Below are 24,204 nucleotides of genomic sequence, written 5' to 3' on the forward strand. Positions count from 1 at the left end.
GGCTCAGCCCGCCTTCTTCGCAGGGCCTGGCACCTGGGCGTCGGGCCGGCGCAGATACAGGGGGTCGGCGGGAAGATCGGCTCCCGCGGCCAGATCGGCATCTGCCACTCGAACCAGCAGCGCGGGATCGACGCCGAGATCGGAGCGATCCGTGCCGATCCCCGATCCGGAGAGCACCCCTATGGGCGTGGGGCTCGCAACCACGTAGGAGGACTCGTCCTCGAATGAGATCTCCGCGGGCCGCGAAACCCAGGGCTCCCCAGCGCGGGCGAAAGAACGGCCGGCGTCGATAGGTATTGCGCCGAGCGGGGCATCGTCGGATTGCTCAATACGGTAGCGGCGCGCGTACACCTCTTTGCGGCGGGCATCGCTCAAGACGAGCAATCGAGTTCCAACCGGCAGCGTGAGCTGCTCGGCGGCGCTGAGTGCCACGGCATCGAGCGAGCACACGCCGAACACGGGAATTCCTCGCGCGTAGGCGAAGGTGCGGGCGGCGACCAGGCCAGCGCGCAGGCCGGTGAACGGGGCCGGTCCGGTGCCGACGACGACCCGGTCGATGTCGGCTGGCCTGAGGCGCGCGTCCGCGAGCGCGGAGGCGATCAGCGGGGAGAGCCGCTCAGCGTGCTGGCGGTCGGAATCCAGTCGCGCGGCCGCGAGCGGCCCGTCCTGGCCGACGATAGCGACGGCGATCCCCGATGAGGTGTCGAGTGCGAGCGTGGGCATCTTGCTAGCGTATCCGCAACCTGGCCCGCTAGGCACCGAACGCGGGCAGAACCGCGTCCTGCCAGCGTTCCCCCACGGGGTGCAGCGTCAGGGTCCGCGCGTCTCCCTGCTCGTCTTCTGCTGTACCGATGGGGCGGGCGATCCTGATCTCGAGCCTGTCCTCGGAGAGGACCTCGGCGACGCCCTCGCCCCACTCGATCACCGTGACGGAGTCGTCGAGCGAGGTGTCCAGGTCGAGCGCGTCCAGTTCCTCGATGGCACCGAGCCGGTAAGCGTCGACGTGGACGAGGTCAGGGCCCGGCCCCGGATACTCGCGCGCGATCGTGAAGGTGGGTGAGACGATCTGCCCGCGTACCGCCAGCCCACGCCCGATGCCCTGCGTCAGCGTGGTCTTGCCGGCCCCGAGCGGGCCCGTGAGGAGGACGAGGTCGCCCGCTCGCAGGATCGAAGCCAGCGCGGCACCGAAGTCCCGCATCGCGTCCCCCGTGGGGATCGTGACGGTGGCGCCGACAAGTGGCTGTTGGGAGTGAGTCATTCGGTCCCCTCTGGCGTCTCTGCGACGTATACCCGCGGGATGCGCGGGCCGAGCCGGGTGGTGATTTCGTAGTTGATGGTTCCGGCGGCCTGCGCCCAATCCTGCGCGGATGGCTCCCCGAGCGCTGGGTCCCCGAACAGGACGACCTCGTCGCCGGCGATTTCCTGCGCCTGAGGCCCGAGGTCGATCACAACCTGATCCATGCAGACGCGGCCGGCTATCGACGTATCGCGTGCGTCCGGGCCGAGCACGCGGATCGGAGCGCCTGGGTTGCCCGCAAGCCCCGACACGTGGCGCGGGATTCCATCGGCGTAACCGACCGGGACCACGCCGAGCACGGTCTCGCGCGGCGTGACGTAGTGATGTCCGTAGGAGACGCCCTGGCCGGCGGGGACGGGCTTGACCGTCGTGAGCCTCGCGATCAGCCGCATGGCGGGTTCCAGCCCCAGCTCCTCCGCGCTCGCCACCTCCGGGAACGGCGTGAGCCCATACGTGGCGATGCCCGGGCGCACGAGGTCGAGCCTCGCGTTCGGCTCACGCAGCGTCGCGCCGGATGCGGCGATGTGGCGCAGCGGCACGTCGATCCCGGCACGCTTCAGATCGCTCGACGCCTCGATCAGCGCATCGACCTGCTGCTGAGTGAACGGATGTCCCGGTTCGTCGCCGAACGCGAGGTGCGACCAGATGCCGATCACCTCGACGCCCTGGCCCGACACTGCGTAGCCCAGCGATTGAACGAAGTCTGACCACTGCAGCGAACTGACGCCGCCGCGGCCCAGGCCGGTGTCCACCTTGACGTGAATGCGAGCCGTGGTTCCTGAGTTCATCGCGGCGAACTGGACGCGCGCCAGGGAATCCACCGAGGCCACCGAAATGTCTATCCCGGCGAGCAACAGCTCCTCGAACGGCGCGTCGGGTCCGTAGAGCCAGGTCAGGATCGGCGCATCGATACCGGCCGCCCGCAGCGCGAGCGCCTCCGAGGTCTGGGCCACGCCGAGCCAGGTGGCCCCGCCTAGCAGCGCGGCCTCTGCCACGGGGACGAGCCCGTGCCCGTAGGCATCGGCCTTGACGATCGTCATCACCTGACTCGTGGGCGCTGCGGCCGCGAGGACGGAGGTGTTGTGGCGGATTGCGCCCGGGTACACCACCGCGCGAGCCGGGTAGTAGTGATCACTCACCCGGCTATTCTCCCACTGCGCTGTCCCGCTATCGCGCTACCGACTCGCGTCCGTTGCCCGGATCGTCACGCAGTGCGCGATTCCGCGCTAGATTTCCCGCAGGTGGCCGATCTTTCAGGAAGACGACGCCGCGATGATGCGCCCGATCGCGTAGGGAACCGCGTCGATGATCGCTTGGGCCGTCGGCGGGCGGCCCACCGCTGCCGGATCGTCGCGCTGGCCGCTGGCGATTCGCGCGGCCGTGGCATGGACGAGCACTCCTGCCGCCGCAATTTCGGCTCTCGATTGGCGATCGTCGCTCTGCGCAAGCAGGCTGCCGATGATCCCCGCGAGGATGTCGCCGGATCCGGCCCGGGCAAGCCATGACGGCCCGGTCTGGGACCACAACCGGTGCTCGTCGGCGATCACGGTCACTGGTCCCTTGAGTACCACGGTCGCGCCAGTGAGGTCGTGCGCTAGGCGCGCATACTTCGCGGGCTCCGCCTCGATCTGCTCGCGGGAGACCTCGTCCGGGCCGAACGACGACACGAGGCCGGCGAGCTCGCCCGCATGTGGAGTCAGCACCACGTCGGAGGTTAGGCGCACGCGGGCGTCCGGGAGCACCGAGAACCCGCCGGCGTCCACCACGACCGGCACTTTACGAGCCGGGCCCTCGGGCAGTCCCAGGAGCGACAGCCCGTCCTCAGTGGGGATTCCGAGAGCGACTTCAATCGCCGCCGCCGCCCGATCGAGCTGCTCCCCGATGTCGGCGGGCTGGCCCTCGTCCCGGCTGGGAAGCCCGCTTCCCACCACGTACGCCTGCACTCGCCCCGGGGCGTGAACCACCTCGGGCGACTGGGAGACGATCAGTTCTGCGACGTTGGCTGGCCCGAGGTAGCGCGCCATTCCGGCCCCGGCGCGCACCGCCGAGGCCGTCGCCATCAGGCCCGCCCCCGGATACTGCGACGACCCGGCGACGACTCCCACGACGCCGCGCGTGTACTTGTGGTCCCCCCAGCCGGGAGCTTTCACGTAGACACGCAGACGCTCGTCAGCGGGTTCGAATCTCGCGACTGCAGGTGCGACGCCATGCAGTGCCTCGCCGATGCCGATATCGATGACCTCGATGCGCCCCACGAACTCGGCAGCCGGGGCAAGCAGGAGCCCCGCCTTCGAGCACTGGAAGGTCACGGTCACATCCGCGAAGAGGACGGTGTTGCGATCGACGACCGTTCCCGTATCGGGGTCGATCCCCGAAGGCAGGTCAACGGCGATGACAAGGGGACGTCGCTCCTCGACGGATCGGCGTGGCAGCCACCCGCCGCCGATCCGCATCAGCAGTTCCGCTAACTCGTCCGGCATTCCCGCACCCGACGAACCCCCGGGTCGCGTTCCGGTGCCCAAGATCCCGTCGACGATGAGGTCACTCATGTGGATCCGGCCCACCAGCCAATCCAGCGGTGTGTGCGAGTCACCCACCTCGTCGGCGATGCCGGGCCACGGCATGCCGGTCGTGCAATCCGCCAGCGCCTGCGAGAGGCTGAGGACGCGCGCACCCGCGTTGCGAAGTGCGGTCACGGTACTTTCCACGCCACTTTCATGGACGAGGAGCGCGGTCACCGCCACGCCACGTCGACGGAGGTGAATGCCCGCGAGCATTGCATCGGCACCGTTGTTGCCCTTGCCCGCCAGGATCACCGCGTGGGCGCCTGCGGTGGTGCCGCGCCGCTGGCGCAATTCGCGGAGCGCCACCATCGCCAGCCCGAAGGCCGCCCGCTCCATCAGTGGCACGCCAGCATCGAGATACGGCCTCTCGGCCTCGCGCACGTCCGCCGCCAGGTATCCCTCGATCATCGCTGCATCACCTCCCTGGTCACCCTACTCTCGCGATTGCGAAGCAACACCCGCGGGAGAAACGCCGGGGTTTCAGCGACGCCGGGGTGGGAACGGCGGGAGAAGGTTCTTCCGCTACGCGTCGCGGGCCTCGGCGATCACGAACGCCACCGCGACACCGGCGTCGTGACTAATCGATACATGCCAGCCCGCGATCCCGAGCGCCTTCGCCCGCTCGGCACACCTGCCCGTGATGACGAGCGAGGGCGCCCCGGCATCGTTCGCGACGACCTCGACGTCGAGCCACGACAGGTCGCCGGGGGAACCGAGCGCCTTGGCGACGGCCTCCTTGGCCGCGAAGCGGCCAGCCAGGGAACGCAGCGGCAGGGAGGACTCGTCCTCGGTGAAGATCCGCGAGCGCAGCCGCGGCGCGCGAGCGAGCGCCCGCCCGAGGCGCACCTCGTCCACAATGTCGGTGCCGATGCCGATGATCATGGGTAGGCGCCTGCTTGATCGCCGGCTACTCGACGGTGACGGACTTCGCCAGGTTGCGGGGCTGGTCCACGTCCAGGCCGCGGGCGGTGGCGAGTTCGCACGCGAAGATCTGCAGCGGGACGACCGTGACGAGCGGCGACAGCAGGGTCGGTGTCTGGGGAACCCAGAAAACCTCGTCGGCATACGGCAGCACTGCGTCGTCGCCATCCTCCGCGATGACGAGGGTGCGGGCGCCGCGGGCGCGGATCTCCTGTGTGTTCGAGATGACCTTCGAGTGCAGCGAGTCGCGTCCCCGCGGCGACGGCACGATGACGAACACCGGCTGACCCGGCTCGATCAGCGCGATCGGGCCGTGCTTGAGCTCGCCCGCGGCGAACCCCTCGGCATGGATGTAGGCCAGCTCCTTGAGCTTGAGCGCGCCCTCGAGCGCGACCGGGTAGCCGACGTGCCGGCCCAGGAACAGCACCGAACGCGAGTCCATCCAGCGAGCGATCATCCGCACGCGATCCCCGCGGTCGATCACCGTCTGGATCTTGTCGGGCGTCTCGCGCAGGTCCTGGAGGACCGCGGCGATCTCGTCCGGGAACTTGGTACCGCGGACCTGCGCCAGGTACAGGCCGAGCAGGTAGGCGGCGGTGAGCTGCGCGAGGAAGGCCTTGGTCGAGGCGACCGCGATCTCCGGTCCGGCGTGGGTGTAGAGCACCGCGTCGGATTCGCGCGGGATGGTCGAGCCGTGCGTGTTGACGATCGACAGCACCTTGGCGCCCTGCTCGCGCGCGTGGCGGACGGCCATCAGCGTGTCCATCGTCTCGCCCGACTGCGAGATGGCGACGACGAGCGTCTTCTCGGATACGACCGGGTCGCGGTAGCGGAACTCGTGCGCCAGTTCCACCTCGACCGGGATCCGGCACCAGTGCTCGATCGCGTACTTGGCGACGTGCCCGGCGTAGGCGGCCGTGCCGCACGCGATGACCACGATCTTGTCGATGGTCCGCAGCAGGGACTCGTCGATGTGCAACTCGTCCAGGACCAGCCGGCCCGACGCGTCGGTGCGGCCCAGCAGCGTCTCGGCAACCGCCTGCGGCTCGTCGGCGATCTCCTTGTCCATGAAGGTGCGGAAGCCGCCCTTCTCGGCGGCCGAGGCGTCCCAGTCGACCGTGTACGGCGTGGTCTCCACGGCGTTGCCGTCGAAGTCCGTGACCTCGACGCTTGCCGCGGTGATGGTCACGACCTGGTCCTGTCCGAGTTCGAGCGCCTCGCGGGTCGAGGAGACGAACGCGGCCACGTCCGAACCGAGGAAGTTCTCCCCTTCACCGAGGCCCACGACGAGCGGCGAGTCGTGCCGCGCGCCCACAACCGTCCCCGGCAGGTCCGCGTGCACCGCCAGCAACGTGAAGGTGCCCTCGAGCTTGCGCGCGGTTGCGCGCATGGCCTCGGCCAGGTCGCCCGCCGCGCGGTACTCGCTGGCGAGGAGGTGCGCGGCGACCTCGGTGTCGGTCTCCGAGAGGAACGTGACGCCCTGCGCGCGCAGTGCCTCGCGCAGCACGGCGAAGTTCTCGATGATGCCGTTGTGGATGACGGCGAGGCGTCCGCCATCGGCGATGTGCGGGTGGGCGTTCAGATCCGTGGGGCCGCCGTGCGTCGCCCAGCGGGTGTGACCGATCGAGGCCGTTGCCTCGGGCAACGGCTCGGCGTCGAGGACGGCGACCAGATTTCCGAGCTTGCCAGCCTTCTTGCGGGCGGCGATCTGTGTCAGGTCGGGGGCAACGACGGCGATTCCGGCAGAGTCATAACCGCGGTATTCGAGGCGGCGGAGTCCTTCGAGCGCGACGTCCAGCGGACGGGTCGAGGGGGTGTCAACGGGACCGGCATAGCCAACGATTCCACACATGGACTCAAGGCTACCAAGGTGGCGGGCCCGAAACGGCTGGGCGGCCGGCCGACTGCCGCCCAGCCGCTCCCGCCGCTGACCGTGCGCCGATCCCCCGAGGTCACCCGGCGATGGGCCGCGGCGTCCGCTAGCCCTGCCCTGATAGCGGGCCACCGGCGCCCGGCGCCTCGCCGCCGGGACCGCCGCCTGCCGTCGGTCCGCCTCCGCCCATCGGCCCAGCGCCAGCGCCCGCTTCGGCGCTATCGATCGCTCCGGCCACGGCGGTCCCGACCACGGCGCCGCCGACCCTGACCGTGTAGGTAGCGCCATCGCTGAGTGTGGCGCTCGCCAAGACGATGACGGAGAACGCCACCGTAGGAGTGAATCTCGCGACTTGCCCGCCGGATTCGTCGGACACCACGACCTCGACGCCCGCCGCGGCGCCGCTGGCCAGACTGACCTCAATGCCCACGAGGTCGCCGGAGGTGCTGATGCCCGTGCCCATTCCCTGGTTGCCCGCTCCGATCACGGTGCCACCGGACACGACGAGCTCGCCGTTCGCGTCGAGCATCGAATTGTCGTTCGAGGTCGGACCGAACAGCGACACCGCGCCACCGGTGATGGTCAGTGATCCGTTCGAATCGAACACGTCTCCGCCCGCCTGGGCCGTGATGGTGCCCCCGGTGACGACCAGCGATTGCCCGCCATCGGCGTCGCCACCCTGCCCGCCGGGCCCTTGGGGGTCGACCGCTGCGGATTCGCCTGTGGCGCCTGCGGAGGCCTGGTCCTCCTGCGCCGCCGCCGATGACGCGTCGCTGATTTCACCCGCCGCGTTGATCGCGTCGTCGGACGTGACCAGCGAGATCTCTCCGCCGTTGATGGCGATGTCGAAGGATTCGATGCCCTCGACCGCGCTCGTGACATCGACCTTTCCCGAAGCGACCACGAGTGCCGCATCGGCGTGGAGCCCGTCGTCGCCGGTCGCCAGCTGTAGCGTGGCGCCATCGACGCGTACCGTGCCGGCGCTGTTCACCGCGTCATCGGCAGCGTCGATCGTAATGCTGCCACCCTCGAACACGACCTGACCGCCGGCGTCCACGCCCTTGGGACTCGACTCCGCGCTATCGCCCGCCGCCGTGACCCCGCCACCGGCCAGGATGGACACCTCTGCGCCACTGACCACGACGTCCGTCGCGGCGCTCAGGCCGTCGTCGCTCGCCGTGATGTCGAGCGTGCCACCCGTGATCGTTATGTAGCCCTTCTCGGCGTCCTCGTCCTGACTCGCCTTCACGCCGTCGCCGGCCGAGTCGATGGTGATGGTCCCGCCGGCCACGCCGACGGCGTCCTTACCCACGAGCCCATCATCGACGGAGCGGATCGTCAGGACACCGCCAGTCACGACGAGATCGTCCTTGGACGAGATCGCGTCGTTGCCGTTCGCCGTAACGGTCAGTGAACCGGTGCCCGCGATCGTGAGGTCGGCTTCGGAGTAGATCGCAGAGTCGATCTCGGCGTCCTCGGCATAGGACGAGGCATCCGATACGGCGTTCTCCGTGCCGTCGGCAAGGACGAGTCCCACGTCGTCGGCGCCGGTCACGGCTATGGCGGCCGACGTCTGTGAGTCGATCCGGATGCCATCGAGCACGAGGATGACGGTGGCATCGTCGGGCGCTGCGATCACTACCTGACCGGTCAGGTCTCCCGAGAGTGCGTAAATGCCGGCCTCGGTGATGGTGAGCGTGCCGTCCTCGACGCTCACCGATGCGGTATCGCCCTCGACCTCGGCCGTCTCACCGCTCGCGACGATCCGCGTGGCCTCGTCACTGGCCCAGTTCGACGTGTCGACGACCGTGAGGTCGGAGTTGGACGCGAGCACCTCGGCGCCGGTCAGGCTTGCCAGCGTTGCCGAGACGGAAGCCGCCGTGCTGGTGCCCGCCGCCTGCGACGTGGAGGTCGCGGCGGTACCGCCCGCCGATCCGCACGCGGCTAGCAGTGCCGTTGAGGTGACGATGGCCGTAATCGTGGCCGTGAATGAGCGTTTCATCGGTCTTGTCCTTCCCTCACGTCCCGTATTGCGCGGGTCCACTTGTTCGCCGGCAAACCGGGAATGGTGAGTGCCATTCCGGTCCCGAACTTCGAAAATGACTGCGGCCGGTTCCTTCCGCGCCACAGCAGTCTGTCGAGCGGGCTTGTTCCCGCAGCCGACTTTGTCTCGACGATGACGATCCCCGCCGGACGGATCGTGCGGCCCTGGCCGTTCCAGGCAAGCCCGACGTCGACGGTGGCGCGGCTCACGCCGTCCGGCTGCAGGACGGTGAGCCGCTTGTAGGTCGTGGTGATGGTCGGCCTGAGCCTGGCCGCGGTTGACGGATCGATCTGAGCATCCGCCAGGCACGCTTCGACGAAACTCAGCGCGCGCACGTCCATATCTCCGGCGAGGCCCGGAGCGATCTCGATCCGTTCCTTGCGCGTCACGCCGCGGGCCACGGCTGTCTTGACCTCCAGGTAGTGCAGGCCGGAGTCCAGGTAACTGCGAGTCCGGACCTTGAACCGGCGGCGGCGTTTGCGAGCGGTCTGATGGAAGCTGTCCAGACCTGGGGTGTCGAAGTAGACCGACTCGTACCGCGAGAGCGCATCCGGGCCAGTGGACAGGACCGCGAGCGCCTCGGACCGGCTCTCCGCCTGCACCGCGAGGAGCCGGAGCGAGTCGAAAGCCTGCTCGGAGGTAAGAAGGTACTTCCGGTCCACCCTGCTGAGCAATTGCGCGTGCACGTTGAGCGCTGCCAGGTCAATACTCGGCTGATCGTCTGCCCAATCCTCCAGGAGTTCCATCACGAGGGCTCCGCGCCCGGCAGGAGCGATGCGGCGGCTCACGAGAGAACCGCCGAGCGCTCACCCTGGACGAGGCGAGCCAGCGCCGCCTCCTCTGGATCATGCCCTCCGCGGCGTTGCCGGGGCACGCCCAGGCGGTAACGCACGTCAACGACGGTGGAGTCGTTGACGTAGTCGGTGCGCACTATCGAAATGTGCTTCACCTCCGCACCGAGCAGGCCACCGGCTGCCGCGGCGGCCTCTTCCTCCCTTGCCACGGCGTGATCGAGGACCATGACCTGACTGCGGTAGCCGCGCAGGAGCAGCGAACTGTCACCGACCCACATCGTCGCGACGATCGCACCCATCATCGCCAGTGCCAGTGCGTCGAACTGAGCGGACAGCCCCGCAGTGAGCCCGAGGGCGAGCGCCGAGAAGTAGTAGGCGACCTCGTGCTGCGCGATCTCGGTCGAACGCAGCCGAATGATCGACAGGACACCGAACAGGCCCAGACCCAGCCCGAGGCCGATCGATGAGGCGCTGAGAAGCAGCGACACCGCGAGCACGCCCACATTGACGCCAAGGAAGGCCACGACCAGGTCGCGTCGGTGATGCCGTCGGAAGTACAGAGCGAAGGTGAGCAGGCCGATGGCGACGAGATCTGCCGCGATCATGGGCAAGGCGTTCATGGTGGCTCCTAGTTGGTCGTTCCTACCTGATGACTCCACCCTGCCCGCCCGTCACAAGTCGTTCCTGTGCGTCAGCCGGGTCAAACCTTTGAGCCTTCGCCTCGGCAGAGCGCGCGGAGCCTCGACCTGTCGCCCTTAGAATTACGGGGTGAACATGGACGATCTCGAGGGCGCGTCGCCGTATGTGAGCTTCGACCGCGAATCGTGGTCCCGCCTCTCGGAATCGACACCGCTGCCACTCAACCAGGCCGATGTGCGCCGCCTGCGCGGGCTCGGCGACCCCGTCGACCTGCACGAGGTCGACGTCGTGTATCGCCCCCTGTCGCGCTTGCTCAGCCTCTACGCGGGCGCCGCCGAGACGCTGCATCAGGCCTCGTCCACCTTCCTGCGCGAACGCTGGGACGGAACGCCGTTCGTGATCGGCATCGCCGGTTCGGTGGCGGTCGGAAAATCCACGGTGTCGCGCATCCTGCGTGAGATGCTCGCCCGCTGGCCGGAGACGCCGAAGGTGTCGCTGGTGACCACTGACGGGTTCCTGCTGCCCAACTCGGTGCTCACGGCGCGCGGGCTGATGGACCGCAAGGGATTCCCCGAGTCGTACGACCGCCGGGCGCTGATCCGCTTCCTTGCCCAGGTGAAGTCGGGTGCGGACGAGGTCTTCGCGCCGGTCTACAGTCACCTGACCTACGACATCGTGCCGGACGAGTTCATCGCCGTGCGGCGACCGGACGTGCTGATCGTCGAAGGCCTCAACGTCTTGCAACCGGCTCGAACGACGCCCGAGCATCCCTCCAGCTTGGCGGTCTCGGACTTCTTCGACTTCTCGATCTACATCGATGCGGACGAGGCGGATATCCGGCATTGGTACGTCGAGCGGTTCCTGTCGCTACGCCAGACGGCGTTCGCCGACCCGGCCTCGTACTTCCACCGCTACGCGTCGCTCACGGACGAGGCTGCGACCGGTGAGGCGCTGCGCATCTGGGATCAGATCAACGCCCCGAACCTGCGCGAGAACGTCGCCCCGACGCGGAGCCGAGCGACCCTGGTGCTGCGCAAAGGGGCGTCGCACTCAGTCGAGCAGATCCATCTGCGCAAACGCTAGCCCTAGCCAGCCGAGCCCGCCGTGTCTTCTAGCGGCAGGGGCACCACGGCAAGTACTCAGTGCGATGCGAGCCACTCGTTCGTCGCGAGTGATCTGAGATCGGCCTTGTCGAGGTAGAGCCCGCCGCCCACGTGGTCCGTCTCGTGCTGCACGATGCGCGCCGGCCAGCCCACCAGGACCTCGTCGATCGCGGCGCCGGCCTCGTCCAGGCAACGCAGGCGGACGGCACGCATGCGTGCCACCTCCGCCTGGTAACCGGGAACGGATAGACATCCCTCGTGAAAGGATCGCACCTCCAGTTCACCCGTGTCGGGCGACGATACGTGTTCGTACGCGGGGTTGATGATGGTGCGATGAGGCAGCGCGGGGCGCTCCCGCGGATCGTTCTTGGGGCCACCGGGATCCCAGATCACCGCGATCTGTAGCGCAACACCGACCTGATTCGCGGCGAGGCCAACTCCGGGGGCGTCGAGCATGGTGCGGCGCATGGCGTCCAGGAAGGCGTCGAGCAGGTCGCCGAGCTGGCCGTGATAGGGCTCGGTCCGCTCCCGCAGGACGGGATCGCCCGCGCGGACGATGGGCAGGATGCCATCGGCGCTGGCGCGCAGAAGGGACTCGACCTGCTTGCGCACGGGATGACCGGTATCCCGCTTGAAACCGCGCATGGCTAGATCGCCAGGCGGTCTCGCACCACCTGCGCGAGGCGAGCCGTCACCTCGTCCGCCTGCTCCTGGGTGGCGGCCTCGGCCATGACGCGCACCATGGACTCGGTTCCCGAGGCGCGCAACAGGACCCGTCCCGAGCCCGCGAGCTCCTCCTCGGCTGCGGCGACCGCGCGGCTGAGAACCTCATCCGTGGCGGCGCGCGACTTGTCGACTCCGCGAACGTTGACCAGCGCCTGCGGAAGGCGAGGAATCTCGGCTGCCAATTCGGACAAGGACTTGCCGGTCTGCGCCACGCGGCTGAGGAGGTGCAAGGCGGTGAGGGTGCCGTCGCCGGTCGATGCGTGATCGAGCATTACGACGTGCCCGGACTGTTCGCCGCCCAGGTTGTGCCCGTTCGCCCGCATCTCCTCGAGCACGTAGCGATCCCCCACGGATGTCCGAGCGACCGTGATCCCGAGCTTCTCCATCGCGAGAGTCAATCCGAGGTTCGACATGACCGTGGCCACGAGCGTGTCCCCCTTGAGCTCGCCGCGCTCGTGGAGAGCGGCGGCGAGGATGCCCATGATCTGGTCACCGTCGACGAGTTCCCCGTTGTCGTCCGCCGCGATGCAGCGGTCGGCGTCGCCATCGAACGAGACCCCCGCGTTGGTCCAGTGCCCGACTGTCGCTGCCGCCATGCGGCGGGGCTCGGTGGCGCCGTAGCCGTGATTGATGTTGATGCCGTCGGGCGAGGCGCCGATCACGATCACCTCGGCCCCCGCACGGCGCAGCGCCTCGGGGCCGATCTGCCAGGCGGCGCCGTTGGCGCCGTCCACGACCACGCGCAGGCCGTCCAGGCGGTGCGGGACCGTGGTCACGATGTGGTCGAGGTAAGCGTCGATCGCGTGACCGTCGTAGGACAGGCGCCCCACCGAAGCGCCGAGCGGCCGCTGCCAGGGTTCGCGCAGACGCGACTCAATGCGGTCCTCAACCGCGTCGTCGAGCTTGTAGCCGGAGTGGTCGAAGAACTTGATGCCGTTGTCCTGCATCGGATTGTGCGATGCCGAGATCATGACGCCGAGGTCTACGTCCATGGTCTGCGTCAGGTAGGCCACCGCCGGCGTCGGCACCACGCCGACATCGATGACGTCAACGCCCGCGCTCGCCAGACCAGCACTCACGGCCGCGCCGAGGAATTCGCCCGACGCGCGGGGGTCGCGGCCGATGACCGCCTTCGGCCGAGGGCCGGTGAATCGCCCCTCCTGTCCAAGGACGTGCGCAGCGGCAACCGCCAGATCGAGCGCGAGCTCGACTGTGACGTCCTGGTTCGCTACGCCGCGAACCCCATCCGTACCGAAAAGTCGTGCCATGGCGCGCGAAGTCTCCAATGTGGTGTCGAAGTCAATTCTCGGGCACTCGCCGAACGCTGGGTGTGCGACAGCGGATTTGTGCCCCACAAAGCATAGTTGACGCAATGATCAAAGGGCTGGGGGCGCGGAATCCTTAGGTTCCGCGCCCCCAGCCCTACTCGGACGGGGCCCGAGTTATCGCTTGAGTTTTGCCGTCGTCAAGGTGACCGACTTGGCTGCGCTCACCTTGAGCAGTTTGGCCTTGGATGCGGTGTTGGCGTTCGAGTACCACGAGGTCCGGTACACGCCGTCACCGTCCACGAAGGCGACTCGATAGTCGACTCCAGGGGCGAGTCCCTGAAGCCTGAAGGTGCCCTTCGCCGTGGTCGCCGCCCGAACGACATCGAGTTCGTCATGTCCGGTGGCTACCACACGAGTCGCCACGACCTGAACCCGTTCGATCGTCTTCTTGGTCTTGGCATCGATAACCTTTCCGGTCGCCGTCCCGCCCAGGTTGAGGGAGACGTTCACGCCCGTCAGGGGCACGCCAGCGGTGACATTGATCTGTACGGGAGCGACCTGTGCCAACTTCACTTTGTTTGCCCCGGAGGTCACGGTGCCGTTCCGGAAGGCATAGATCTTGTGGGCTCCCGGCCCGAGATCCGAGATGGTGAAGGCTCCGTCCGTAGACGAGTAGCCCCATTCGCCCCACGTGCCGTTGCTGTCGAGCGCCTGCACTGAGGCAGAGATTCCCGAATTATCGGGAAGCGTGACCTTGCCGTTCGCCTTGACCGTCGTCGGTATCAGCAGGGCCGGGGCGGTGACAACCCCACCCGCCGCGACGTCGAAGTATGCGGAGGCTGTGTTCATGCCAGCGAGTACCACCCGATAGCGACCGACAGGTACGTTCTGGAACTTCGCATTCGTCGCGGCAGGAGGATCGCTCACGTACGTGAAGTTCGAGGCGACTTCGCTCCCTGCCTCGTCCTGCAGCACGATTCGAACCCCATTCGAGCGGCTAGCTGGAGCAGTGATCGGCGCCGTGATGTCACCAACCTTCGGCAAACTCAGCGTGCCGACGGAAATCTTCTTCGCACCAACCTTGACGGTGGCTACGGCGGACTTCGTCACCACGTCCGAATACTGGTCGGGATCAACCGCGTAGACCCGATACGTCGCCTTAGGCAGACCTCCGATGGAGAACCTTCCCTTGGCTCCGGTGAGGGCGGTGCGAACGACGACTCCGGACGGATTGACGGTTTCAACGTGGACCTTCACTCCCGCGGCTCGGGCACCAGAGGCGTCGCGGATGGTCCCCGCGATCGCACCCTTGACCGGGTCTGAGGTCACCTTGATGTTGACGGTGTTCGCCGCGTTCCAGGAGAGCCGGTACTTCTTCGCGGTGCTGACACGCAGATTGTTCTTTGCATAGACCAGACGACCGTTACCGAGATCGACGGCGATCTTTGCCGGATACTGGTAGGAGCTGCGTAACGGCTTCGGCACGGCGATCGCGTACTTCCCGTTCTTATCCGTCTTCGCCTGGTAGATGGCCTGCGGCAGGAATACCGACACGACCTTCTTCTTGACGGCCTTCTTCTTGCGCGTGACCTTGCCCTTCACCACGGTCAGCGATGAGGTGCGGACAGTGACGGTCGCCTTCTTCTTCGCTGGGACCTTGATCTTCTCGGAGTACTGCCACCCGGTCGTGACCAGACCCTTGGTGACGCTCACGACGATGCGCTGCTTGCCGGATTTGACTCGCTTGAACCGCACCGTGCCGTCGGCCTTCGTCTTCTTGATCGTGTCTCCGAGGGCCACGTACAGCCCGGGAGCGCCGACGCCGTTCTTGGTAGCGATCTTGATCGTCACCGTCGAAACCGTTGCCGCATTGGCAGGGGTCGCCACCGTTGAAAATGCGAGCGCAATTGCGGTGAGACCAACGAGCGCCACTCGCAACAGGCGACTTCGACGCACTCGAGTGTTGGCATGACCATTCATGGACAGTTGTCCTCCTGTGAGATTTCTGTGCCCCACGAGGGGCCTGTTTTGGACACTACGCCGCACATCCGCCTCGGGCCAGCGCTACACCGAAATCGACACGCAATGATCACAACTGTGACGGCCGGTATCGAAGGCTATCGCTGAACTTTCGCAGTCACGGTCTTGTTCTGCCCCGCCTTGAGAGTGAAAGTCGGCCCGATCCACTTGATTCCCGTGACGTCGGGATCCACATAGCGGAGTCGGTACTTCACGCCGGGTGACACGTGCCTGAAAACCGACTTGTTCGACCTCCAGGGGTAGCTCGTTGTCACGCTGTCCCGAGCGAACGGACCCACATCATCGAGCCTGACAAGATCGACTCGCACTCCGTCGACGGCCTTGCCGCCCGCAACGGTACGGACCGTGACCTTCGCGGCGGGTGCCAGCGTGATGTCCACGACCGGCGTGACGGTCCCGTTGGTCAGTGTCACGGTCGAACTGCCCTGCTGGGCAACGAATGTCTTCTTGCCATTGATCTTGACCTTCTGGCTCTTCGTTGCCACGACGAAGTAGGTACCGTCGAGGTGGGCGCGCTTGACCTCGAATTTGCCGGTTGTGGCGTTCGACTTGTTGGAGTAGGCGCTGATTAGCGTGCCGTCGGCGTCATACACCTGAACGTTTGCTTGCGTGGCCTTGCCGTCGCTGAGTTTGACGGTGCCGGTCAGCGTCGTCGTGGCCGGCTGAGGGGGTTGGACGAGCGCTCCGGCGTTAGTCGACTCGCCTGCCAAGACGGTGACCCACTCTCCCACCGGACCGGAGGGCCGGTTGATGCGAACTCTGTACTTGCCCGCCGGAACGTTCGTGTAGGTAACAGTGTGCTGCACGTTCTCGGGCGAGTTCGAGGCGGCAACGGTCTCGCTCTGTATCCAGCCGAGGGTGAGCCAGTCCGGGTCGGATTCCAGCAGCGTCGATACCGGGTCGGATGCGCCAGCGGTCGTGATGGTTGCCACCAGGGTGCCCGTACCCAGAATCCTGTGTGTGCCAGCTTTGACGCTCTTCTTCTTGACCGTAATCTCCTTGGGTTGGGCGATTGATTTCTTGGCGTGGATGGAAATCGTGTACTTGCCAGGAATCAGGTGCCGCGCGTGGTAAGTCCCGTCTTTTTTCGTGTAGACGACCTGCGCCAGCTCGGTTCCCGCCGTGGTGCTGAGCTCGATGCCCACGACAGCGTTCTTCACGGGGGTGCCGTCGGCGGCCACCACCTTGCCCGTGACGCCGCCTGATGCCAGCTTGGGCACAGTCACGTTGACGCGTGTGCTCTTGGCTCGCCCGGCTGAATACCTGCGGGCGCTCGTTTCGCGGATAGTGGCAGGAGCGAACGCGGTCACGTTTTTCTCAACCTCGACCGCGACCGTGACCAGGTATTCCGCCGTCTTATCTGCCGTGATGGCATAGAGCAACGAGTATGCTCCTCGCGAGTTCGTGCGCCCGGTCGTGGATCCGCTGTCGCCCTCCACCAGGGTCACCGTTTGCCCTCGCAAGGGTTTACCCTTGCTATCGCGAACCACACCGCGAACCACGACGAAGTCACTCACCCTGACGCTCTTCGTGCCGTTCGCCCCTGGCTGCAAGGTGACGCTCACCCGCTTGGTGAACGTGCGGGTCTCGGCATCGTCGCCGGGCCGCTTCAGGACCAGGGTGACGCGTTGCTTGCCAGCTTTCAGCCCGGCGAACTTCACCGCCCCCCCAAACGATGTCGTGCCCGTCTTCTTGCCGATCTTGACCTTGAGGCCCGGAGCCGGATAGCCATCCGAGGATAGGAACCTCAGCGTCACTGACGATGCAGCGGATGCATTGCTCGCTGGCGCCACCATGCTTGAGAACGCAACCAGAACGGCGACGAGAAGGCTAGTCAGCAACACTCGACTTCGCGATGCTGGAGCGGGTCGTGTCGCGCTTGCGGGACGTAAGGATTCCGAGTTCATTAATCACACGCTACGCGCTCCCACGATGCGCCGCAACCGCATTGACATGCACTGATATACCCCCCTGGGGGCGCAAGTCTTTCTCAAACTCACCTCGGATGCAGCAGCGCATCCCGGAATTCCGATGGCTGATTTAACCGTGATCTAGTCACCAGCCAAATCCGCTAATGCACGAGAATTTCGCATGCCGCGCCTCGCCCGGATCCGCGTAACAATGGCGACGAAAAGGCAGAGCCCTGAAAATCCGATTGGATTCTCAGGGCTCTGTGGACTAGCGCGCAGCAGCGTGCGCCAGCATTGATTAACGCTTGGAGTACTGCGGTGCCTTGCGGGCCTTCTTCAGACCGGCCTTCTTGCGCTCCACCGCACGGGCGTCGCGGGTCAGGAATCCGGCCTTCTTGAGCGTCGCGCGGTTGTTCTCACGGTCGACCTCGTTGAGGGCACGGGCGATGCCGAGGCGCAGCGCGCCGGCCTGGCCCGAGATGCCGCCGCCACTGATGCGAGCGATGACGTCAAAGCGCCCTTCGACATCGACGACGGTGAAGGGCGACGTAGCGATCTGCTGGTGCACCTTGTTCGGGAAGTAGTCCTCAAGTGTGCGCCCATTGATCTTCCACTGGCCGGTGCCAGGGACGATGCGGACACGAGCGACTGCTTCCTTGCGGCGGCCAAGCGCCTGCGCGGGGGCAGTTGCGCTCAGGCCACGGCCGGTAGGCGCCTGGGTCTCGGTGGTGTAGGTGCTGGGGGTCTCTTCCAGCGTGTCATTTTCGACGTTGGTCTCGGCCACGGTAGGTGTCCTCGCGTCCTTTGCTCTGATTCGGGTCGGTTGATCGCTCGGTGCGCTTACTGCGCGACCTGAGTGATCTCGAAGGGCTTGGGCTGCTGAGCAGCGTGGGGGTGCTCGCCACCGGCGTACACCTTGAGTTTGCTGAGCTGCTGACGGCCGAGTGTGGTCTTCGGGAGCATGCCGCGGACGGCCTTCTCGACAGCCCGATCAGGGTTCTTCGCAAGGAGGTCGGCGTACTTCACCGCACGCAGACCACCCGGGTAACCGGAGTGGCGGTAGGCGAGCTTCTGCTCGCGCTTGTTGCCGGTAAGAGCCACCTTGTCGGCGTTGATGATGACGACGAAGTCGCCCCCGTCAACGTGAGGGGCAAAAGTGGGCTTGTGCTTCCCACGGAGCAGAGTAGCCACTTGGGACGCCAGGCGTCCGAGAACGACATCAGTCGCATCGATGACGTACCAGTCACGCTGGATGTCGCCGGGCTTCGGGGTGTACGTACGCACGGTCGTAGCCTTCGTTTCGGGTCGAATCTGCGCCAAACAGCGAGGTTGCTGTGGCGAGGGTGGTCGGTGCTTGGGCTATTTCCGGTGTACCGGCGTTGCCGAACCGTTCGCGGACTGGCGAGTCGTGGATTCTAGACGCGAGTGGGAGCACATCTGGATCGCACGAAGCCGGGCACACGTAGGCCAAGCACAACGACTAACAATCCTAGCGCGTGCCGCGCCGTTTGGTCAAACAGAGGTTTTTTCAGTCCTGGGGAGCCACGCCTCCCGCGCGGTCGAGCATGCCGGGCAACGGTCCGAGAAGGCCTGTCCTGGGACGCAGTCCTCGCACGCTAGCCGCTGGGTCGTGCACGCGGCATCCGCGCAGTTCAAGAATCGATCCGTCGTGGCAGCGCACAATTCGCACGCGCCCAGCGAGGTCGAACCAGCATCGAACTCCAGGGAGCCTCGTCCATCGAACACGTAGAGCGAACCCTCCCACAGCCCGGTCGAGCCGAACGCCTCGCCGTAGCGAACGATCCCGCCATCGATCTGATAGACCTCACCGAATCCGCGGTTCTTCATGAGGACTGACAGGATCTCGCAGCGCACGCCGCCGGTGCAATAGGTGACCACGGCCTTGCCCTTCAGGTCGTCGTACTTGCCCGATTCGAGTTCCGTGATGAAATCGTGCGTCGTCGCCGCATCGGGAACAATCGCCCCGCGGAACCTCCCGGTCTGCGCCTCGAAGGCGTTGCGGCCGTCGAAGAATACGACATCTTCGCCTCGAGTTGCCACGAGGTCGTTGACCTCCTGCGGAGCCAGGTGTTTGCCCCCACCGACGACGCCGTCTGTCGTGACGGAGACCTCGTCCGGGGCCCCGAAGGCAACGAGTTCTGGCCGCTGCTTGACGGACAACCGCGGGAAGTCATCGCCCGTCCCGGCGGACCACTTCACGTCGATCTTGCCCAGCCCCGGATACTCCTTGGTCGATTTCACATACCGCTTGAGCGCCTCGACAGTCCCGCCGAGGGTCGCGTTGATTCCCGTGGGGGCGACGATGATGCGGCCGGTCAGATTCCACCGCTGGGCGAGCTCACGCTGCCACAATTTGACCGCGAACGGATCGGCTATGGGCGTGAAGCCGTAGAACAGGATGATGCGGTGCGTTGCCATGACTACTAGGTTACGAGGCGAACTCATCATCGTGACAGTGACCTGCCAGACGGCGCATTCGCGCCGTGAGTGCCACGATGGATTCATGAGCAGCAACACGGATAGCACGTTTCCCCTTTCCGATCCCGAGCCCGACGGTGACCAGTTGCCCGTTGAGGACACCCTGACCGGTTCCCACCTCGCGGACAAACTCGACGAGGGCTACTCGCCGAACGACTTCCCGCGCGCTGGCCTCTACGACGACACTCCAGAACAGGACGCGGATGGTCTGGGTATTTCGCGGGAACTGGCCCAGGAGGAGCCGGACGAGTGGGAGACGCCGGACTCAGGCGACGAGGACCGCGCCGGCCGCCTCGTCGACGACCCGGACGCCGCGGACGGACGCGAGAACGACGTCTTCGCCGTTGACGAAGGCATCGATGGCGGCGGCGCGAGCGCTGAGGAAGCCGCCGTGCACATCGTCTCGGACGAGGACCCCGCCTAGGTCATTGCTCAGTCGAGGACTTCCTCATCTAGTCGCCGCGCCCGGATCGCGTCGGCGCGCGCCGCGAGCTCTGCGTCCGGCGGGTAGGCGACGGCCTCCAGGGTGAGGCCGCGGGCCCCCGCGACGGCGCCTGCGCGTGACCGATCGCGCGATGCGAGCACCTCCGCCAGCCAGGAGGTGGGGCGCTTGCCCTCGCCGATCAGCAGCGAAGAACCGACGAGAGCCCGCACCATGTTGTGGCAGAACGCGTCCGAGGTGATCTCCCCGACTACGAGCCCGGCGTCGGGCCCTTCGGTAGGCCTCGTCCAGGAGAACGACTGCAGTTCGCGGATGGTCGTCGCGCCTTCGCGGGGGCGGCAGAACGCGGCGAAGTCACGCAGGCCGATGAGCGCGGCGGTGGCCTCGTCCATCGCCCCAACGTCGAGCGGGCGCCCCCGCCAAAGGGTCCACGGGGCGCGTAGCGGATCGCGCAGCGCCGCGGCATCCGCGATGCGGTAGCGGTAGGTGCGGCTGAGCGCGGAGAAGCGCGCATCGAATCCAGGGGGCGCGATCCGCGCCGAGGTCACCACCAGATCGTCGTCCAGCACACCGGACAGCCGCTCGACCAGGGCATCCTGCTCGGAACGGGCGCTTCGCCCCGGCAGCCGCGACCACGCGTCGGCGTCGATGTCGACGTGCGCCACCTGCCCGCGGGCGTGAACGCCCGCGTCGGTGCGGCCCGCCACGGTCAGTGTGACGGGCGCCATCCCCCGCGCAGCGCGGCGCAGGATGCGCTCGAGTCCTTCGCTCAGGTGGCCCTCGACGGTTCGCAGCCCGGGCTGGCGCGCCCAGCCCGCGAATCCGGTTCCCAGGTAGGCGATGTCGAGGCGCACTCGCAGGTCGTCACTCACCCGATCCAGCCTAATCGGCACCGACGTAGTGTTGAACCATGGTCACATCCGAATCGCTCACCCTCTCGGTCGACTGCGGTGGCGGCGGCATCAAGGCGGGGGTGCTCGATGCGCGTGGGACCGCGCACGCCGCGCCCGTTCGCGTGCCAACCCCCTACCCCCTTGAGCCGCAACTTCTGGTGGACACGATCGCGAGCCTGGCAGACGCGCTGCCTCATGCGCACCGCGCGACCATCGGACTGCCGGGCATGATCCGCAATGGCGTGGTGATACACACGCCGCACTACATCACGCGCTCGGGCCCGCGCTCCAGGGTGGACGAGGACCTCCGCGCGCTGTGGTCGGGCTTCGACATGGCCGCGGCCCTGCGTGCCCGCCTGCGGATGCCCGTGATGGTGCTGAACGACGCGGAGGTGCACGCTGCGGGAGTGATAGCAGGGGCCGGCCTGGAACTGGTACTCACCTTCGGCACGGGCCTCGGCTCCGCGCACTTCCATGGCGGGCACCTGGCGCCGCATCTGGAACTTTCGCGTGCGCCGGTGACGCGACAAAACATCTACGACGAGTACATCGGCGAGATCGAACGGCGCCGACTCGGCGATGCGCTGTGGTCGCGCCGCGTCCTGCGCGTCGTAGAAGGCCTGCGCCCCGTGTTCCTGTGGGATCGCCTCTATCTCGGCGGGGGCAACTCGCGCAACATCACCCGGGTGGTGCTCGACCGGCTGGGGGAAGACATAGTCATCGTGCCGAATTCGGCCGCGCTGGTTGGCGGGGCGCGCGCCTGGTCGTTGCCCTTGGCCGGCGACTTCGCTTAGTCCTCCTCATCGCCTGCGGTCATTTCATTTGCGTGCGGGCATGCAACCCGCGCACGCGAATGAGGCACCCGCAGACGATCACAAGTGGGGGCGTCAGTCGCAGGCGGTGAGCCGGTACAGGGTGACCGAACCTCGCGTGGCGATCGCTTCGAACGCGCCGGGAGCAGCCACATCGACGTCGGCGAAGCCCGCGGTGGCCTGATCGTGGCGCGAGCCCCCAGGCAGGAGATCCTCATCCAGGTAGGCGTAGCGTACGCCCAGATCGGCGATCGCCGTGCACACTGCCGGGTCGGTGGCGAGCCGGGAGAAGTGCTGGGCCAGCACCCGCTGGTCCTCACCCAGCCCGTCGAGGGACGTGCGCTGAAAGACGGCCGCTACTCCCCCGAAGCTGGTCAGGAGCACGCCACCGGAGGCGGGATCGGCGATGACCACGGCACCCGCGGGGATCAGGTCCGCGATGTCGCGAAGCATCAGGCGATCGTCGGTGTCCACGATCAGGGCGCCGCGAGCCGCGAGCGCTACCGGGCCGTAGACGCCCGCCGATCGCCTCGCCATACCCGGAACCAGGCAGGCCGCCATGACCACGAGGGCAGCCAGCGTGAGAGCGCCTGCCAGACGCGCGACATTCACCTCACGGGCGGCGGGCACTGCCGCCGCATCGGCCGCGAGCGGCGAGCCGGGCGTGGCCGCATCTGCGGTCCCGGCTCCACCTTCCGCGAAACCGGGCGAGACGGCGCCGGCTCCACCGTTGGCCCCATCCTCCCCGCCCCCCGCGTAACCGGGCGAGTCGCGGCCAGCCCCAACACCACCACCGCCATGCTGAACTCGAGTGGCGAGCCAGTTAGCCGCCGCCCAGATGCCGACGGCGGCGAGCAACAGCGCGGTGATCGGATATAGCGCCTCCAGGCGGAATACATGCTTGTACCAGAATCCGGTCACGCCGCGCAGGGCGTTCTCCGGACCCCCGGCTAGCGCGGCGAGGACGATCGTCAGGCACCACGCGGCGACGATGTAGCGTGCCTGCCGCTTACGCAGCAGCACCACGGCGCCCCAGATGACCGCGGCCGAGACGATCACGTTTGCGGGCACCGGCCAAAGTGCCATATCCGCAAGCAGGCGACCCACGGTGAACGGGTAGGAACGCGTCGCGATCGTCTGGTGGTATCCCATGACGCCGGCGAGGATGTTCCAGAGCGGGGTGAACCGGACTAGGCCCCCCAGCATCGCGATCAGAACGACGAGGACGAGCCACGGACGTGTCCGCCGCATTGCCGCCTCCCACGGCCCGGCGGTTCGTGCCGTCCGCGGGTCGGCATCCTGTCCTGGGATGCCCAGCCCGCTGACCGTCCGCCATGCGCTGATCGTTAGGGCGGGAAGGGCGAGCGCGAGCCACGAGAAGGCCGTGTTCGGGTGGGCCGCAACCGCGCCGGCCACCGCAATACCGAGTACGGTCCAGTTCGCGAGCCGCCGCGGATCGCGTAGCCAAACCACCGTTGCACCGAGCGCCACTGGCAGCAGTGCCGTCCCCAATGCGTTCGGCCACTGTGCACTCAGCACGGATTGCGTGAACGGGAAGAAGGACAGCGCGCCGCTCAGCGCCACGACGATGGGCATCAGTTCCGGGCGGGCCGGGAATACGCACCGCGTCAGGTACGCCATCGAGACCGGCCAGATCACGAGCATGACGGCGAGCATCGCACCGTTCGCGGCCAGCCCGACCTGGGACTGCGGCATCAGTGCAGCAATCGCATGCCAGGTCGTCGGGTAGAAGGAATCGGCCCCGGTGTGTGACACAACCGCGTCGATGCCCCCGAACATGGAGGCATTGCCCGTCAATCGGATCTCGGCTATCGCGTTCAGGTGGACGAACGCGTCGCGCACCTGCAGCGGCGCGCCGCCGTCGGGCATGCCCAGCACGGTTGCGGCCAGTACGAGCGCGCCGGCTATGGCAGCACCCGCCAGTGCGAGGCGTGTTTGGATCGCGTTCAGGGGGCGTCCCGGCCCCTTCGCCATGCGCGCAGCAGAGCGCTCCTTCGCCAAGCGCCCGGCGGAGCGCTCGTTCGCCAAGCGCGAGTCGGAGCGCTCGTTCGCCGTTCGCGCGGCAGAGCGCTCCTTCGCCATGCGGTGGCGGCCGGCGAACCCGACGATGCCCGCGACGGCCAGCGCAACCAGCCACACCACTAGCGCGCCGGACGCCTGCCAGCCCAGGCCGACGCGGCCAAACAGCAGCGTGGCACACGCCGCGACGCCCGCCGTCAGTCCCGGCGCGAGTGCCCACGCGGCCAGTCCGCGGACCCCCGCGACCCGCAGTACAGACCAGCCGGGGACCAGCCACACCGCGGTCGCCAAGGCGATCGCAGCGGGCAGCGAATCTATGAGCACGCGCACGACGACCTC

General features: G+C 67.2%; 21 protein-coding genes. 3 read left to right on the forward strand and 18 right to left on the reverse strand.

The features are described from left to right. Positions 1–3: 3 nt before the first annotated feature. The 9 genes from tsaB to FB461_RS07810 form a co-directional block, all read right to left on the reverse strand. Complete coding sequence (gene tsaB, locus FB461_RS07770; RefSeq protein WP_142120463.1) at positions 4–723, reverse strand: tRNA (adenosine(37)-N6)-threonylcarbamoyltransferase complex dimerization subunit type 1 TsaB; 720 nt, start codon at positions 721–723, stop codon at positions 4–6. Positions 724–751: 28 nt separating this feature from the next. Next, entirely contained in the window at positions 752–1,258 is a 507-nt protein-coding gene (tsaE, locus tag FB461_RS07775; protein WP_142120465.1) for a tRNA (adenosine(37)-N6)-threonylcarbamoyltransferase complex ATPase subunit type 1 TsaE, read from the reverse strand. Continuing rightward, the gene (alr, locus tag FB461_RS07780; RefSeq protein WP_142120467.1) at positions 1,255–2,436 is read right to left on the reverse strand and encodes an alanine racemase; all 1,182 of its coding nucleotides are present in this window, start codon (positions 2,434–2,436) and stop codon (positions 1,255–1,257) included. Before alr ends, tsaE begins: the two co-directional genes overlap by 4 nt. Before the next feature lie 114 nt (positions 2,437–2,550). After that, positions 2,551–4,269 carry a bifunctional ADP-dependent NAD(P)H-hydrate dehydratase/NAD(P)H-hydrate epimerase gene (locus FB461_RS07785; protein WP_142120469.1) on the reverse strand — a complete coding sequence of 573 codons (1,719 nt, stop codon included), beginning with the start codon at positions 4,267–4,269 and terminating at the stop codon, positions 2,551–2,553. A 114-nt stretch (positions 4,270–4,383) separates the two neighbouring features. Then, on the reverse strand, positions 4,384–4,743 hold the full coding sequence (locus FB461_RS07790; protein WP_142120471.1) for a holo-ACP synthase: 360 nt from the start codon (positions 4,741–4,743) through the stop codon (positions 4,384–4,386). 25 nt (positions 4,744–4,768) lie between these two features. Beyond that, positions 4,769–6,634, reverse strand: coding sequence for a glutamine--fructose-6-phosphate transaminase (isomerizing) (glmS, locus tag FB461_RS07795; RefSeq protein ID WP_142120473.1), 1,866 nt, complete (start codon positions 6,632–6,634; stop codon positions 4,769–4,771). 127 nt (positions 6,635–6,761) lie between these two features. Next, entirely contained in the window at positions 6,762–8,657 is a 1,896-nt protein-coding gene (locus FB461_RS07800; RefSeq protein ID WP_142120475.1) for a carbohydrate-binding domain-containing protein, read from the reverse strand. Then, positions 8,654–9,487, reverse strand: coding sequence for a polyphosphate polymerase domain-containing protein (locus FB461_RS07805; RefSeq protein ID WP_142120477.1), 834 nt, complete (start codon positions 9,485–9,487; stop codon positions 8,654–8,656). Before FB461_RS07805 ends, FB461_RS07800 begins: the two co-directional genes overlap by 4 nt. Further along, on the reverse strand, positions 9,484–10,113 hold the full coding sequence (locus FB461_RS07810) for a DUF4956 domain-containing protein (RefSeq protein WP_142120479.1): 630 nt from the start codon (positions 10,111–10,113) through the stop codon (positions 9,484–9,486). Before FB461_RS07810 ends, FB461_RS07805 begins: the two co-directional genes overlap by 4 nt. Positions 10,114–10,267: 154 nt before the next feature. Between FB461_RS07810 and coaA the strand changes: the two genes are divergently transcribed. Next, on the forward strand, positions 10,268–11,215 hold the full coding sequence (gene coaA, locus FB461_RS07815; RefSeq protein WP_142120904.1) for a type I pantothenate kinase: 948 nt from the start codon (positions 10,268–10,270) through the stop codon (positions 11,213–11,215). A gap of 56 nt (positions 11,216–11,271) precedes the next feature. Here the strand turns inward: coaA and FB461_RS07820 are convergent, their stop codons facing one another. The 7 genes from FB461_RS07820 to trhO all read right to left on the reverse strand — a co-directional run bounded on the left by FB461_RS07820 (position 11,272) and on the right by trhO (position 19,618). Then, on the reverse strand, positions 11,272–11,880 hold the full coding sequence (locus FB461_RS07820) for a peptide deformylase (RefSeq protein WP_142120481.1): 609 nt from the start codon (positions 11,878–11,880) through the stop codon (positions 11,272–11,274). A 2-nt stretch (positions 11,881–11,882) separates the two neighbouring features. Then, positions 11,883–13,229 (reverse strand): phosphoglucosamine mutase, encoded by a 1,347-nt coding sequence (gene glmM, locus FB461_RS07825; protein ID WP_142120483.1) that lies wholly within the window; start codon positions 13,227–13,229, stop codon positions 11,883–11,885. A gap of 174 nt (positions 13,230–13,403) precedes the next feature. Further along, entirely contained in the window at positions 13,404–15,080 is a 1,677-nt protein-coding gene (locus FB461_RS07830; RefSeq protein ID WP_170222654.1) for a carboxypeptidase-like regulatory domain-containing protein, read from the reverse strand. 266 nt (positions 15,081–15,346) lie between these two features. Beyond that, the gene (locus FB461_RS07835) at positions 15,347–17,026 is read right to left on the reverse strand and encodes a carboxypeptidase regulatory-like domain-containing protein (protein WP_211349852.1); all 1,680 of its coding nucleotides are present in this window, start codon (positions 17,024–17,026) and stop codon (positions 15,347–15,349) included. A 451-nt stretch (positions 17,027–17,477) separates the two neighbouring features. Then, on the reverse strand, positions 17,478–17,963 hold the full coding sequence (rpsI, locus tag FB461_RS07840; RefSeq protein ID WP_142120489.1) for a 30S ribosomal protein S9: 486 nt from the start codon (positions 17,961–17,963) through the stop codon (positions 17,478–17,480). Positions 17,964–18,019: 56 nt separating this feature from the next. Next, complete coding sequence (rplM, locus tag FB461_RS07845; RefSeq protein WP_142120491.1) at positions 18,020–18,463, reverse strand: 50S ribosomal protein L13; 444 nt, start codon at positions 18,461–18,463, stop codon at positions 18,020–18,022. 228 nt (positions 18,464–18,691) lie between these two features. Next, on the reverse strand, positions 18,692–19,618 hold the full coding sequence (trhO, locus tag FB461_RS07850; protein WP_142120493.1) for an oxygen-dependent tRNA uridine(34) hydroxylase TrhO: 927 nt from the start codon (positions 19,616–19,618) through the stop codon (positions 18,692–18,694). An 85-nt stretch (positions 19,619–19,703) separates the two neighbouring features. Here trhO and FB461_RS07855 point away from each other — a divergent pair, with 85 nt between their 5' ends. Then, positions 19,704–20,102, forward strand: coding sequence for a DUF5709 domain-containing protein (locus tag FB461_RS07855; RefSeq protein WP_142120495.1), 399 nt, complete (start codon positions 19,704–19,706; stop codon positions 20,100–20,102). 8 nt (positions 20,103–20,110) lie between these two features. On the opposite strand, the gene truA is transcribed toward FB461_RS07855, so the two are convergent. Beyond that, positions 20,111–21,001, reverse strand: a complete 891-nt coding sequence (gene truA / locus FB461_RS07860) for a tRNA pseudouridine(38-40) synthase TruA (RefSeq protein ID WP_142120906.1) — start codon at positions 20,999–21,001, stop codon at positions 20,111–20,113. 29 nt (positions 21,002–21,030) lie between these two features. On the opposite strand from truA, the gene FB461_RS07865 reads away from it, so the two are divergent. Further along, on the forward strand, positions 21,031–21,807 hold the full coding sequence (locus FB461_RS07865; protein WP_142120497.1) for an ROK family protein: 777 nt from the start codon (positions 21,031–21,033) through the stop codon (positions 21,805–21,807). A 93-nt stretch (positions 21,808–21,900) separates the two neighbouring features. On the opposite strand, the gene FB461_RS07870 is transcribed toward FB461_RS07865, so the two are convergent. Further along, positions 21,901–24,195, reverse strand: a complete 2,295-nt coding sequence (locus FB461_RS07870) for a DUF6541 family protein (RefSeq protein WP_142120500.1) — start codon at positions 24,193–24,195, stop codon at positions 21,901–21,903. Positions 24,196–24,204: the final 9 nt, after the last annotated feature.

Origin of the sequence: Rarobacter faecitabidus, from assembly GCF_006716265.1 — a bacterium.
In the GTDB taxonomy this organism is placed as follows: Bacteria; Actinomycetota; Actinomycetes; order Actinomycetales; family Cellulomonadaceae; genus Rarobacter; species Rarobacter faecitabidus.

Bases quoted from the DNA above. Each gene is read 5' to 3' on its own strand.
- tsaE (WP_142120465.1), bottom strand. From the start codon at position 1,258: ATGACTCACTCCCAACAGCCACTTGTCGGCGCCACCGTCACGATCCCC.
- FB461_RS07800 (WP_142120475.1), bottom strand. From the start codon at position 8,657: ATGAAACGCTCATTCACGGCCACGATTACGGCCATCGTCACCTCAACG.
- FB461_RS07855 (WP_142120495.1), top strand. From the start codon at position 19,704: ATGAGCAGCAACACGGATAGCACGTTTCCCCTTTCCGATCCCGAGCCC.
- FB461_RS07820 (WP_142120481.1), bottom strand. From the start codon at position 11,880: ATGCGCGGTTTCAAGCGGGATACCGGTCATCCCGTGCGCAAGCAGGTC.
- FB461_RS07790 (WP_142120471.1), bottom strand. From the start codon at position 4,743: ATGATCATCGGCATCGGCACCGACATTGTGGACGAGGTGCGCCTCGGG.
- trhO (WP_142120493.1), bottom strand. From the start codon at position 19,618: ATGGCAACGCACCGCATCATCCTGTTCTACGGCTTCACGCCCATAGCC.
- FB461_RS07785 (WP_142120469.1), bottom strand. From the start codon at position 4,269: ATGATCGAGGGATACCTGGCGGCGGACGTGCGCGAGGCCGAGAGGCCG.
- glmM (WP_142120483.1), bottom strand. From the start codon at position 13,229: ATGGCACGACTTTTCGGTACGGATGGGGTTCGCGGCGTAGCGAACCAG.
- tsaB (WP_142120463.1), bottom strand. From the start codon at position 723: ATGCCCACGCTCGCACTCGACACCTCATCGGGGATCGCCGTCGCTATC.
- FB461_RS07810 (WP_142120479.1), bottom strand. From the start codon at position 10,113: ATGAACGCCTTGCCCATGATCGCGGCAGATCTCGTCGCCATCGGCCTG.
- glmS (WP_142120473.1), bottom strand. From the start codon at position 6,634: ATGTGTGGAATCGTTGGCTATGCCGGTCCCGTTGACACCCCCTCGACC.
- FB461_RS07865 (WP_142120497.1), top strand. From the start codon at position 21,031: ATGGTCACATCCGAATCGCTCACCCTCTCGGTCGACTGCGGTGGCGGC.
- coaA (WP_142120904.1), top strand. From the start codon at position 10,268: ATGGACGATCTCGAGGGCGCGTCGCCGTATGTGAGCTTCGACCGCGAA.